The organism is Brevibacterium sp., from assembly GCF_052105255.1.
GTDB lineage: Bacteria > Actinomycetota > Actinomycetes > Actinomycetales > Brevibacteriaceae > Brevibacterium > Brevibacterium linens_B.
On record NZ_JBQDYQ010000014.1, the window covers coordinates 20381 to 33454 of the forward strand.

Genomic DNA, 13074 nt, shown 5'->3' on the forward strand with positions numbered 1-13074 from the left:
GGTTCAGTAGACTGCATGGATGGAGCCACTTGAACGCGGTGCCCCGATCCCGGACCCGCTGACACCCTATCTCGAGGTCGATCGCACCCAGCCGCGGCACGAATGCTGGGTGACCGGTCATATGGTCGCCGGTCTCGACGGAACCGCTGCCATTCACGGACGCGTCGGTGCTCTGTCGACAGAACCCGATCAGGACCTGTTCCGACGGATGCGACAGATCGCCGATGTCGTCATGGTCGGCGCGCAGACGGTTCGCAGCGAAGGCTACGCTCCGATGCGGCTGAGCGAGGCCGCCCGAGCGCAGCGTCAAACACGGGGACAGTCCGAGATGCCTCCGGTGGCGGTCGTCAGTCGCAGCCTCGACCTCGACTGGTCGTCACAGGTTTTCACCGCAGCACCCGAGCAGGCGCGCACCATCGTCATCACGTGCGCAAAGGCCGATCCGGAGCGGCTGGCGGCCGCCGAACAGGTGGCCACGGTCATCATCGCCGGCGAGGAGCGGGTCGAACCAGCCGCCGCTCTGCAGGCCCTTGCCCGTCTCGGCTATCGGGTCGTCCTGTGCGAAGGCGGACCCCGATGGCTCGGGGAGCTCGTCGCCGCAGACCGCCTCGACGAGCTGTGCCTGTCGATCTCACCGATGATGGGCGGCGATGCGCTGCCCGTGAGCGTCGCGCCGCCGGGAGCCGGCATCGCGCAGTTCTCGCTGAAGTCGACGATGGTCGCCGATGACACTCTCTTCCTCCGATACGAAGCGAAGCCGGCGGCGGAGGGACGAAAATGAGCACCTCCGGGCTCGACGACCTCATGGGTTCGGTCGATTCCCCGCTCATCGTCGTCACCACCTCGGCGGAGGGCGAACGTGCCGGATGCCTAGTCGGATTCCATTCCCAGGCGAGCATCGATCCGGAGCACTACTGCTTCTGGCTGTCGAAGGCCAACCACACCTACCGGGTGGCGCTGCGTTCCGAGCGCTTCGCGGTGCACTTCCTCACCGACGTCGACCGCGAGTCGGCACGGCACTTCGGATCACTTTCCGGAATGGAGACGGACAAATTCGCCGGTTTTGACTTCACCGTCACCGAGGACGGGGTGCCGCTGCTCGAGGACCTGCCCAACCGTCTCATCGTCGAACGCATCGCGATGCTCGACGACGGGAGCGATCACGTCTGCCTCACTGCACGTGTGATCGCGACCGAGACGACGGGCGGCTTCGCATCGCTGCGCCCTTCGCAACTGGGAGACCTCACCCCCGGACACAGCGCCGAGGAACGGGCAATCCGCCCTTGAGCCAGCCGTGTGCCGATCTGCTGTCAGCGATGACGGAGCAGATGGTCAGACACACCTCTACTGTTGAGCATAGGACGACAACGGCAGAGCTCATTCGGAGTCAATGGCATGCCCGAAGTGCGTAACCCGCATCGAAATGCCATCGACCGGGTGGTCGTGGCCTTCCTCGTGGCTCTGCTCCTCGGCACGTGCGTGACGAAAGGTCCTTGAGGATCGGAGCAGAATCAGCGTCGACTGGTTCAGACTCGGACGTCCTCTGCGTCGATGTCGGAGCGCAGGCCGCGCCAGACCGGGTGCCGCAGGCGTCCGGCCTCGGTCAGGCCAGAGAACCGGACCTCCCCGACGAGGTCGGGTCGCACCCAGTGGGCATCTCGCGACTCGGCGGCCGGCACCGTGAGCGCCGGCGTCTTTCTCGACTGGCGATCGAGACTGGAGCGCAGACTCCGCAGGGCCGCCTCGTCGAACCCGGTGCCCACGCGGCCGAGGTAGTGGAGCCCGTCGTCGTCATGGGCGGCGACCAGCAGTGAGGCGAAGCTGTCCGAGCGTTCGCCTTCTCCGGTCCGCCAGCCGACGATGATGACATCGCGCGTCGAGGCGTGCTTGAGCTTGGCCCAGGTGCGGGTGCGTTTTCCGGGGAGATAGACGCTGTCGGTCCGCTTCGCCAGCACTCCTTCGAGTCGAAGCTTCCGGCTGGATTCGAAGGCGGCGTCGACGCTTCCTTCGAAGGCCTCGGGCACATGGATGTGCTCGCTCTCGGTCACAAGTTCGAACAGACGTTCGCGCCGCTCCGTATAGGGGGTGCGCAGCAACGACGATCCGTCCGCGTGGAGGACATCGAAGAGCATGAGGTAGACAGGGGTGCGTCGCTGTTCCCGTTCGATATCGCTGTCCCGGCTCAGCCCCATTCTGCGCTGGAGGCGTCCGAAGTCCGGTCGGCTGCCCTGCCCGAGGGCGACGATCTCACCGTCGAGGATGCAGTCGACATCGATACACTCGACCAGTTCGTGAAGCTCCGGGTACGTGTTCGTCATGTCAAGGCCGTTGCGACTGGTCAGCTCGATGCTGCCGGTGCGCTCCCCGTCACCGGGCTGCACCCTCGCCAGCGCACGGATGCCGTCCCATTTCATCTCGAAGGCCCAATCCTCGGCCTCCCGCCGGAGGGAGCCGATGTCGCCGATGCTCGCGAGCATCGGAGCAAAATCGGCCGGCAGAGCCTCCTTCTTCGCGGCTCGCTTCTTAGAGGTACGCCCGGTCGGCGTGCCCTTCTTCGATGAGTCGTCCGCTGCCGCCGACTGCTTCTTCGGTTCGTCCTCCATGAGATGGATCATCCAGTTCTTCTCGGGCTCCTTGTTCGGTCCGTGGTCACCGGTGTTGAACAGGGCGAACCGCCGCACTCCCCCGAGACCGCCGTCCTCGCGCCCGTGGAGGACCGCGACGATCTCCTTGCCTTCGTGCCACTTCTCGACCTCGATGGTGCCTGCGTCCCAGATCTCGACGTCGCCGGCCCCGTACTCCCCTTTCGGGATCGTGCCTTCGAAACTGCCGTATTCGAGGGGGTGATCCTCGGTCTGGACCGCCAGGTGGTTCTCCCCGGGGTCGGTCGGCGGTCCCTTCGGCAACGCCCAGGACACCAATACCCCCTCGTGTTCGAGTCGGAAGTCCCAGTGGAGGCTCCTCGCATGGTGTTCCTGGATGACGAAGGTCAGCTCGTCCCCGCTCGTTCCCTGTTTCGCTGGCACGGGTTCGCTCGTGCGCTTCGGATCCCGTTTGGACCGGTAGGCCACCAGTCGGTCGCGCCCGGCTTTCGGGGCATCGTCCGACTTCGGGTCGGCTTCGGACTCCGATTCGGCCCCGGACTCCGGGGCAGAAGCGGTTCCTCCGGCCGCCTCAGCGAGGGGCTCGAGGAGGTCCCCGGCATCGTCGATCCGGTCGAGAACCTCCTCGAAGCGCACCTGCTCGACGGCGGCCGGGTCGTCGAATTCGTCCCACCCGCGCGGTGCGGCGACCATAGGGGTGAAGCGTCCGCGCAGAGAATACGGAACCACCGTGGTCTTCGACGCCGAGTTCTGCGACCAGTCGATGAGGACCTTGTTCTCCCGCAGCGTCTTCTTCATCGCAGAGACGATGAGCTTCGTGTGGTCGGCCTCCAGGCTGCGGGCGAGCTCATGGGCGACATCGGAGACCTGCTGCGAGCTCACCGACCCGTCCAGCGGCGCATACAGGTGGACGCCTTTCGATCCGCTGGTCACCGGGTAGACCTCCAGGTCCATGCCCTCGAGCAGTTCGCGGACGAGCTGGGCCACCTCGATGCAGTCGGCGAGGCCGCGCCCGGGGCCCGGGTCCAGGTCGAAGACCATGCGGTCGGGGCAGCGGGTCTCCGCGTCGATTGTGCCGGGGTCCTTCGCTCCGGCGCTCACCGTCCACTGCGGCACATGGATCTCGAGCGCGGCCATCTGCGTGAGATAGGTCAGGGTCGCGAGATCGTTGACCAGGGGATAGCGTTTGGTGCCGGTGGAGTGCCGGATCGCCCGTGTTCGGATCCACGACGGTGCGGAGTCCGGGAGGTTCTTCTCGAAGAACACATCCCCGGGGTCATCGGGAGTGCCGACGCCGTCGACCCAGCGTTTTCGGGTGGCGATCCGGTCCTGGGCATGGCGGATGAGGTGCGGGGCGATCCTGGCGCAGTAGTCGAGGATCTCGCCCTTCGTCGTGCCGGTCTCCGGGTAGAGGACCTTGTTCAGATTGCTCAATGTCAGTCGATGGCCCTCGACCGTGACCTTCTGCTCGTGACCTGCCACTGAGCGCCTCCTCATGTGCACCGTTCGTGCTGGATAGTCCTTTCACCGTACTTCGCGCCGATCATGTGCAACAGGGGGTGCGGGGCCGCCCGAACGCCCTCGGCGCCGGTGAACCCTCTTGTCGGGGTGTCCGAACGGGGTTAGGTTTGATGGACGTCGACAATGCTGTCTGGAGGCTCCCACATGGGACATTCGCTGCACTTCACCGTCGACGGCCAGGAGCACACTCTGGTCGTGGATTCCAGAACCACTCTTCTCGATGCGCTGCGGGACAGGCTGGGGGTGATGTCTGCGAAGAAGGGCTGCGACCACGGCCAATGCGGGGCCTGCACCGTCCTCGTCGACGGTCGTCGGCTCAACTCCTGCCTGGCGCTCGCGCTCACCCACGACGGCGCCGAGGTCACGACGGCCGACGGTCTGGCCCCCGAGGGTGAGCTCTCCACTCTGCATCGGGCGTTCCTCGCCCTCGACGCATTTCAGTGCGGGTACTGCACACCGGGCCAAGTCTGTTCGGCCGCAGGCATGCTGGCCGAGGCCGCCGAGGGCGCTCCGAGCGTGGTCACCGATGACCTCGAAGGACCGGTGGAGCTGTCCGAGGAGGAGATCCGCGAGCGGATGAGCGGCAACCTCTGCCGCTGCGGAGCCTATGTCAACATCGTCGCGGCCGTGAGCCGAGCCGCAGAGGAGTCACGATGAACCCCTTCGACTACGAACGCGCCGCCGATGCCGCCGGAGCCGTCACGATTGTCACCGATCGTCCCGATGCGGTGTTCCTGGCCGGAGGTACGAACCTCGTCGATCACCTCAAACTGGGCGTCTCAGAACCAGGTCTCGTCGTCGACATCAATCGTCTCGAACTCACGGAGGTCGAGGCACTCGACGACGGGGGACTGCGGATCGGTGCGATGGTGCGCAACAGCGACGCCGCCGCCGACCCGCGCATCCGACGCGGCTACCCGATGCTCTCGCGTGCCCTGCTCTCCGGTGCCTCCGGTCAGCTGCGCAACGCGGCCACGATGGGCGGGAACCTGCTGCAGCGCACCCGGTGCGTGTACTTCCAGGACACCTCGACCCCCTGCAACAAACGCGAACCCGGATCCGGCTGCTCGGCCATCGGCGGCTACACCCGCTACCACGCGATCCTCGGTGCCTCAGCGGACTGCGTGGCCACGCATCCCTCCGACATGGCCGTCGCTCTGACCGCACTCGATGCCACGGTCGTCGTCCTCGGTGCGACCGGTGAACGCCGGATCCCGGTCACCGAGCTCCATCGGCTGCCCGGGGATCGCCCCGAGCAGGACACGGTCCTCGAACACGGCGAGCTCATCACCGCCCTCGAGCTCCCTCCCCCGCGCCCCGGGGCTTCGACATATCGGAAGATCCGCGACCGCGCCTCCTACGCTTTCGCTCTCGTCTCCGTCGCGGCCCGAGTCGACGTCGACACGGCAGGGCCCGCACCGGTCATCCGTGAGGCCGCGATCGCCCTCGGCGGCGTCGCCCACAAACCCTGGCGGTCCCGCGCCGCCGAGGCGGTGCTGCGCGGCGCGGAACCGAACCAGGAGACGTTCCTGGCAGCAGCCGACGCCGAGCTCGAGGCGGCCGAACCCCTCGCCGGCAACCGCTTCAAGGTGCCGATGACACGCGGCGCCATCAGCACCGTGCTCGCCGAGCTCACCGGAGTCCCGGAAGCTCTGCCGGAATCGACTACGGAGGACACTCATGAGTGACCTGCTCACCACCACGGCGGTCGGTACCCATCAGGTCCGCCTCGACGGCCCCGACAAGGTCCGCGGCCTCGCCCCCTACGCCTATGAGCACCCTCTCGACGATCCGCTCTACCTCTTCCCCCTGCAGGCGCAGATCGCCCGTGGGCGGGCAGCGCACATCGACGCTTCCGCAGCCGAAGCTGCGGAGGGAGTGGTGCATGTGCTCACCCACGACAACGCCCCCGAGCTGGCGGACACGGATGACGGTGAGCTCGCGATCCTGCGCTCTGCTGAGATCGGATTCCGAGGCCAGTACCTCGGTGCCGTCATCGCCACCTCTCCCGAGCAGGCCCGCCACGCGGCGGGCCTCGTCGAGATCACCTATGTGCAGGACGATCACGACGTCGAGCTGCGCGAGGATCACCCTGCTTCCCGGGAACCGGAGTCCGGCAGCGGGGATGTGCGCACAGGCGATGTCGACACGGCCCTCGCTGAGGCGGCCGTATCCATCGATGAGCGCTACAGCACCCCCATGGAGCACAACAATCCCATGGAACCGCATACCACCGTCGCCCTCTGGGACAGAGACGAACTGACCCTGTGGACCTCGACGCAGGGCGTGCACCCCGCACGCGCGACATTGGCGCCGATCCTCGGGGTGGCGCAGGAGAAGATCCGCATCATCTCCCCGCACGTCGGCGGCGGCTTCGGCTCCAAGGGCCTCCCCCACGCGGACATGATGCTCACTGCCCTCGCGGCGCAGGCGGTGCCGGGTCGACCCGTGAAATATGCCGTGACCCGGCAGCAGATGTTCTCGATCACCGGCTATCGGGCTCCGACTCTGCAGCACATCCGTCTGGGCGCGCGAACCGACGGCACGCTCACGGCCTTCGCCTATGATGCGGTCTCCATGTCCTCGCAGACCAAGGAGTTCCCCGAGGAGTCGACGAAGCCGGGCCGCATGATGTACGCAGGCGACAACCGCCGTCTCACCCAGCGAGTGGTTCCCCTCGACGTGCCGGTGCCCTCCTGGATGCGTGCTCCCGGCGAGGCTTCAGGCATGGTCGGACTCGAAATCGCCATGGACGAACTCGCAGTGGCCGCCGGAATCGACCCCATCGAGCTGCGGGTGCGCAATGAACCGACCACGGACCCGGACACCGGGCTGCCATTCAACCAGCGCCGCCTCATCGACTGTCTGCGAGAAGGAGCAGACCGTTTCGGTTGGGAGAAGCGGAATCCGCAGCCGCGCACCCGTCAGGAGAACGGCTGGCTCGTCGGCATGGGCGTGGCCTCTGCGACCTACCCGGCCGGTCGGCAGCCGGGCTCCGTCGCGCGGATCCGCCGCACTCCCGAAGGCTTCGAGGTCTCGATCGGTGCCGCCGATCTGGGCACCGGGACGTGGACCGTCCTGTCTCAGACTGCCGCGGACGCTCTCGGCGTTCCCATCGGGCAAGTCGAGCTGCGAATCGGCGACACCGCGCTGCCGAACGCGACTGTGGCCGGCACATCCACGGGACTGGCGAGTTGGAGCCCGGCGATCGTCACCGCAGCCAAGGAGCTCCGTTCCGAGCATGGAGCCGATCCTGCCATCGGCGCCGAGGCCCTTGGCGAGGCCGAGGCCAATCCCGCGGCGGAGAAGTTCGCCCTGCACTCTTTCGGAGCCCATTTCGCCGAGGTCCGCATCCAGCCGACCACCGGTGAGATCCGACTGAGGCGCATGTTCGGCATGTTCTCCGCCGGTCGGATCGTCAACCCGACCACCGCACGCTCACAGTTCATCGGCGGCATGACCATGGGCGTCGGGATGGCTCTGCATGAGAAGGGCGAGCTCGACCCGCGCTTCGGTCACGTAGTCAACCACGACCTCGCGGAGTATCACGTGCCCGTCAACGCCGACATCACCGACATCGAGGCAGATTGGCTCGACGAGAAGGACCCGCACGCCGGTCCCCTCGGGGCGCGCGGTGTCGGTGAGATCGGCATCGTCGGTGCCGCAGCCGCGATCGCCAACGCCGCCTTCAACGCCACCGGAGTCCGAGTCCGCGATCTGCCGATCTTCGGCGACGCCTTCCTGCCGACGTGAGCGGCGAGACCGGGTCGACTCCTTCCAAACGACCCGCCCCCGGTCGCCCGAGAGGGCTCGTCCTCGCCGCCGGAGCGGGGCGACGCCTCGGCCAAGGGCCGAAGGCACTGCTGGTGCGGGAGGATGGGCTCACCCTGGTGGAGTCGATGGTCCTCGCCTTGCTCGACGGCGGCTGCCGGGACGTCACAGTCGTCACCGGAGCCTGCAGCGAGCAGGTCGCGAGTCTGCTGGCCGGGAGTGACCGCGTGTCCGTCGCGTTCAACCCGGGCTGGTCTTCGGGTATGGGTTCCTCGTTGCGCCGCGGCCTGCAGGCGATCGGCCCCGGGCCCGACGTCATGGTCACACCTGTGGACCGTCCCGGAATCTGTGCGGCGGAAGTCGCTCGTCTCATCGCCGCCCATCGTCCCCGTGCGATCACCGCTGCGGGCCACTGTGATGCGAACGGGTCGCTGCACCGCGGTCACCCTGTGCTCTTCGACGAGAGCTGGACGAGCCAGGCGGCGGCCGCCGCGCATGGCGACGTCGGTGCCCGCGACCTGCTCGAGACGCACAGAGCTGTCGTCGACCTCGTCGACTGCTCCGACCTCGACGACGGGGCCGATGTCGATGTGCCCAAGGACCTGCACAGGCTGAGAGTCGTCAGTTCTCGCGATTAGCTCTGGGTTGTCGGGAACAACTCGGCCGGAGGCGGCCTGAAGTGCTGTGAGCAGAGTCGGGTCTCATCGAAGGCTCTGCATGAAGCTGCTGAAGCCTCCCTCCGCGCGTCCCTCCAGACGGGCCGAGGTGAGAACCCGGCAGGTATCGGTGCGTCTCACGTTTCCCCCCGCGGCGAGCACTGCAGCAACAGTTGCGGCATCTTCGCCGAGTGGCAGCTGAGGCATGCCGCCGATGATGTTGAGATACGAGCCTCGAATGCCCAGGTTCGCGCCGAACACGTGGGGATGGTCCTCAAGTAACGTGTGGTGAGAGTGCCATTTCGCGATCAGCGCTGCCGACCCGGTATCAGGTCGAGGCGACACTGTGCCGACTAGGCAGTCGCTTCCGGCTTCCGCCATGGCAAGATGCGTCGTCAGCCAGTGGGTGGGAACTTTGCTGTCCGCATCGGTGAACGCAATCCATGTCAGGTCGAAGTTGACATCGCGCTCAGCTTCAGCCGTCTGCTTGAAATGGTTCCAGGCGAAATTCCGGGCACTGCCCACGTTCTTGAACGACGTCTCAAGTATCGTGACGTGTGCATGCTGTTCGGCGAAGTCTGCGACGCGGCTCACCGTCTCGTCGGTACAGGCGTCGGCCACGACGAGGATTCGAGTGGAGGATTGCGCGAGCCCCTCAGGGACCTGAGCACGCGCTTGGGCCACCGAGTCGAGACAGCCGAGGATCTCGTCTTGTTCGTTGTGAGCCGGGATGACGATGCCCAAGTGCGTGATCACTCAACGGCTTCCGCAGGGAGGACATCGTCAGTTTTGTCCACCGTCACGATATCGAGACGATACTCGGCCTCGAAGCGAAAATCGGTCCGCAGTCGGGGCCAGTAGTCCAGGCACGCGTCATGGACTTCATCGGCGCTCAGAGGCCAATCTTCGATGTCACCCTTCCAATGACAGAGAACGAGCACAAAGCGCGATGGGGTTGATCCATCAATGCGCTCCAACGTTCGTTGCAGCTGTGCGCGTGTCAGATAGAAGCCGGTCTCTGAGAGGACGACGCAGTCGAAATGCCCTTCGGGCCATTCGTATGGGACAGTGGCGTGCAGGAAGGCTATTTCGGTTGCAGTGGTCGGCTGCAGACGTTTCGCTGTTTTCAGCGCCTCGCAGCTGGCGTCGACAGCTGTCACTCTGACGCTGTAAGCGGCAAGCGCTCGAGTCAAAGCGCCGACTGAGCAACCGATCTCGAGAATGTGGGAGAACGAGGTCGACGGGAGTTGGGACACAAGGGTCTCGCGTTTGGCGATTTCGTATTCGGAGTCCCACACCGTCCACGGATCACTCCGTTCTCTGTGCACATCATCGAACACCGCTGACGCAGTGGACGCATCATTGATCGGTCTGCCTATTCCCTCCTGACCATAGCCGGCCGATGCCTCACCGGATCTGAAATCCGTGATCGCGAAAGTATCGTGGCTCCGGATGAAGTGTTCCAAATGGGCCCTGGTGAGGATCGCTTCGTCCCCGTGCTGATCCGACAGCGCTTCTGTCTGCGACGGGTAACACGCGAGCAGAGCATTTCGATCAAGACCCTCAGGGTCAGGTAAGACTGCCCAGGACTGCCACCGAGGGTCTGTGGTAGCAGCCCAGTGCCAGAACCAGATGGGATATTCGAGCACTACGGCATGATGTGATCGCCCGATGTCGAGCGCCGCGGCGCCCACCGCCTCGTGATCACAGTGCCCATCCCGGCTGTAAGGGGCAACGAGCGTCACCGGCCCATCTGCTCGTGCGATCTCCTGTCGGATCGCGTCTCTGATCTGGCTTGAAAATTCGGGCAGCTGACCGTCGGGCAGATCGAGAAAACGACTGGAGTGCGCCTTGTCGAAGGTGCTCAGCGCACGATCGAACTCCTCCAGACGAATGCTTTTGAGCTGATCGCCGGTATGCGTCGGCGACTCAGGGTGCGATTTCTCGCCTGCGCTGAAGAGTAGGACTTTCAGCTGGCAGCTCCACTCATCGGCACGTGCGAGCAGCGCAGCGGCTCCCAGTGCTTCATCGTCTGGGTGTGCGGCAAGGACGACGATGGTTCCGCCTGTGGCGATTGTGCTCTCCGGAACCGCCGGAAGGTCAAGGGCGCCCGCCTGCACCCAGGCATCTTCTCTGGTGCTGCGGTCTTGGTGACTAAACCTCATCGACATCTGACTCTGCACAGATACTCTCGCCCAAGGCAGCTTCGTCCCGAGGCCCGTGATGCTGACTGAGGTAAACGGTGAGATCAGCGTCAGCTTTGGCAAACGCCGCATCACTCGTCAGAACCGCGGGACCGGCCAACTCCCTGCTCAGAAGCTGGATCCGTTGGGCACTGCGGTATATGTTGTTGCGAACTCTCAGAGCCAGTCTCCACGCGTGTTCTCGCGAGAACTTCTCATCCCCATCCGCTGCAGCAGCAGTTTGCGCCAACATGGTGCGGACCGTGAAGATCTCAGCATCAAGCTGCCCGAGCTGCATCTCTCCCATCGGCGAGCGCCCAGCCCTGTTCAGGTGGGTTTGGGCTGCACGCCGGGCCAGTCCCAAAGCTCCACCGAACCAGCAGGCTGCCACGCGAATCCCACCCCAAGCGAAAGAGGGGCGGTCAAGGTACCAATTCGGGGGGCCGACACTCGTCGCCGGTGCTCGGTCGAAGACAACTGAGCCGCTCGGGATTTCTCTGAGACCCAGACTCGGCCAAGCACCTGTCTGCGGTCGTACACGAGGGTGCCGAAGATTCACCGCGTAGGCTCGGTTCCCGTCGCTGCCGCTGGCGATGACGATCGCGTCGGTGAGTTCCGCGGCCAAAGAGCACCACGCTTTCGTGCCGGTGAGGAGGTTTTCCGCACCGGCATCGATCACGTTCACGCGATGTGTGGGCAGGTCAGCCGCGTACACGCCCCAGGCAGAATCGGGGCCAGGTGTTTCGTGTCCGGCCTCGGCGAGGATGCCCAGAGCGTCGACGTGGGGTTCAAGCATACGAGCGACGCCGACGTCGATCGCAGCCACTTGAAGCAGCCTTTCCCATTGATCGATCTGAGGTGAACACCCTGTGAGCTGCAGAAGACGGGCAAGGGCGGTGATCTTGTCGACAGTGGACGCACTGCTCGTGACGACCTCGGAGAGATCATCCCTGAAGTCTGGAGTTTCCCACCACGGTTCGAACGGTGTGGCGATGATCCGAGACGAGGTTGAGTCGGACAGGGTTTCCATTTCACGTCCTTCAGGCAGAACATCTTGTCGGAACTCGGACGCTTGGCAGATCTCAGTCAACTGCTCTCCACCGTGTCGTCAGCATCTGTGCTGTTGTCTGTATAGACTCGCTGCCGCATCCGCTGACCATGAGTCAGCTTCCGCACGTCGGCATCAGTGTCGAAGCTGGCACCGAGGCCGCCGGCGACCACACCCATGGCTGCGCTGAGCCATGCGATATCGAGGTAGTTGGTGAACGACGCCTCTTGTTGAATCTGTTGGGTCATAAATGCCGGATCGATGACGACTAGGCCGCCCAGGAGAATGAGGACGACCAGTGTCGCGTAGAGAGCGATCACAGTGATCAGCAGTGTGAGGACGGTGGAGAGGTTGTAGTACATGACCACCGTGGCCAGACTTTCGTTGACCGGTCGATCCCAAAGTCTGTGACTGACGATCAACCAGGCGACCATCATTAGGATGGCAAGCGCGCCGATTGAGAGCAGCCGGAGGGTGGACAGGTAGGTCGACATCTGCCAGATCGAACTGTAGAAGATGCCGAAAGCTCCTGTTGCCGAGGCTGCCGCGAGGGCTCCTGAGAGTTTCGGAGCCGTGCGCCAGGGTTCGTTGGCAATCGTCATCCCCATGATCAGCCGTGGGCCTCCGGTGATGGTGTGGGCATGCAAGGACTGATGGTTGGAGTCTTCGTTGTTCGACCAGTTCGACCATCCGAGCAGAAATTTGCGCGTCGTGTCTTCGGGGTCCCACGGGACCAACTTGTTCACTGAGCTCATCATGACTTTGATGATGCGGCGCTTGGTGGCCCACGCGCCGAGTGTGGGGCATGAGATGACCGCAAGGTTGCGGTCAGAGTAGACTTCGGCGATCAGAGGATCGCCCTGGGTGTGCCGTGGGATCTCTGTGAGGATGAGGATGATGTCGACGTCGGGGTAATCAGCGCGGAGGTCTTCGACTGCGTCTAGAGCCAGCTCGCGCTCGGGTGTCAGATAGACCGTGTCGGTGCGGGTGTACAGCGTCGTTGTGACCCCATACGCCTCGCGCAGATAGCGCTCTAACGAGGAGTGGATGGAAGCCGCTCGCCTGCTGGGCAGTCCTGGGTCGGCTACGACCAGTACTTGAAGAGCCTGGGATGAGGTGGTGGGCATAATGTCCTCCGCTACTCGACCTACGAGTTGTGTAGAAGATTGTTCTGGTTCCGAAGTCTACTGAGCATGATCACTATGGCGTAGTCCTACATGTCAGCTTCGCTGTCTGAAGCTCTATCGCCAGCGCTGACACCTGCTGCGCGGCGTCGAATTCTGCTGTGTCAC

11 protein-coding genes are annotated in these 13074 nt (G+C 64.7%); 6 read left to right on the plus strand and 5 right to left on the minus strand.

What is annotated here, in order from left to right; translation table 11 throughout:
* The first annotated feature begins 19 nt into the window (after positions 1 to 19).
* Positions 20 to 781, plus strand: coding sequence for a pyrimidine reductase family protein (locus ACTIIH_RS06130; protein WP_441090887.1), 762 nt, complete (start codon positions 20 to 22; stop codon positions 779 to 781).
* Positions 778 to 1287 carry a flavin reductase family protein gene (locus ACTIIH_RS06135; protein ID WP_173151589.1) on the plus strand — a complete coding sequence of 170 codons (510 nt, stop codon included), beginning with the start codon at positions 778 to 780 and terminating at the stop codon, positions 1285 to 1287. Before ACTIIH_RS06130 ends, ACTIIH_RS06135 begins: the two co-directional genes overlap by 4 nt.
* A 239-nt stretch (positions 1288 to 1526) precedes the next feature.
* On the opposite strand, the gene ACTIIH_RS06140 is transcribed toward ACTIIH_RS06135, so the two are convergent.
* Complete coding sequence (locus ACTIIH_RS06140; RefSeq protein ID WP_441451123.1) at positions 1527 to 4085, minus strand: ATP-dependent DNA ligase; 2559 nt, start codon at positions 4083 to 4085, stop codon at positions 1527 to 1529.
* Between the two features lie 183 nt (positions 4086 to 4268).
* Between ACTIIH_RS06140 and ACTIIH_RS06145 the strand changes: the two genes are divergently transcribed.
* Genes ACTIIH_RS06145 through ACTIIH_RS06160 form a run of 4 tightly spaced genes read left to right on the plus strand, consistent with a single transcriptional unit; the run spans position 4269 to position 8533 of the window.
* A complete protein-coding gene (locus ACTIIH_RS06145; RefSeq protein WP_441451124.1) occupies positions 4269 to 4781 on the plus strand; it encodes a (2Fe-2S)-binding protein in 513 nt (170 codons plus the stop codon).
* Complete coding sequence (locus tag ACTIIH_RS06150; RefSeq protein WP_441090884.1) at positions 4778 to 5812, plus strand: FAD binding domain-containing protein; 1035 nt, start codon at positions 4778 to 4780, stop codon at positions 5810 to 5812. Before ACTIIH_RS06145 ends, ACTIIH_RS06150 begins: the two co-directional genes overlap by 4 nt.
* The gene (locus ACTIIH_RS06155; protein WP_441090883.1) at positions 5805 to 7877 is read left to right on the plus strand and encodes a molybdopterin cofactor-binding domain-containing protein; all 2073 of its coding nucleotides are present in this window, start codon (positions 5805 to 5807) and stop codon (positions 7875 to 7877) included. Before ACTIIH_RS06150 ends, ACTIIH_RS06155 begins: the two co-directional genes overlap by 8 nt.
* Positions 7874 to 8533: a nucleotidyltransferase family protein gene (locus ACTIIH_RS06160; protein ID WP_441451125.1), complete on the plus strand. Its 660-nt coding sequence runs from the start codon at positions 7874 to 7876 to the stop codon at positions 8531 to 8533. The genes ACTIIH_RS06155 and ACTIIH_RS06160 overlap by 4 nt, the downstream gene beginning before the upstream one ends.
* A gap of 63 nt (positions 8534 to 8596) precedes the next feature.
* On the opposite strand, the gene ACTIIH_RS06165 is transcribed toward ACTIIH_RS06160, so the two are convergent.
* Genes ACTIIH_RS06165 through ACTIIH_RS06180 form a run of 4 tightly spaced genes read right to left on the minus strand, consistent with a single transcriptional unit; the run spans position 8597 to position 12909 of the window.
* A complete protein-coding gene (locus ACTIIH_RS06165) occupies positions 8597 to 9307 on the minus strand; it encodes a glycosyltransferase (protein ID WP_441451126.1) in 711 nt (236 codons plus the stop codon).
* On the minus strand, positions 9304 to 10734 hold the full coding sequence (locus ACTIIH_RS06170) for a PIG-L family deacetylase (protein ID WP_441451127.1): 1431 nt from the start codon (positions 10732 to 10734) through the stop codon (positions 9304 to 9306). Before ACTIIH_RS06170 ends, ACTIIH_RS06165 begins: the two co-directional genes overlap by 4 nt.
* On the minus strand, positions 10706 to 11764 hold the full coding sequence (locus ACTIIH_RS06175; RefSeq protein WP_441451128.1) for a hypothetical protein: 1059 nt from the start codon (positions 11762 to 11764) through the stop codon (positions 10706 to 10708). Before ACTIIH_RS06175 ends, ACTIIH_RS06170 begins: the two co-directional genes overlap by 29 nt.
* 56 nt (positions 11765 to 11820) lie before the next feature.
* The gene (locus ACTIIH_RS06180; protein ID WP_441451129.1) at positions 11821 to 12909 is read right to left on the minus strand and encodes a hypothetical protein; all 1089 of its coding nucleotides are present in this window, start codon (positions 12907 to 12909) and stop codon (positions 11821 to 11823) included.
* Positions 12910 to 13074: the final 165 nt, after the last annotated feature.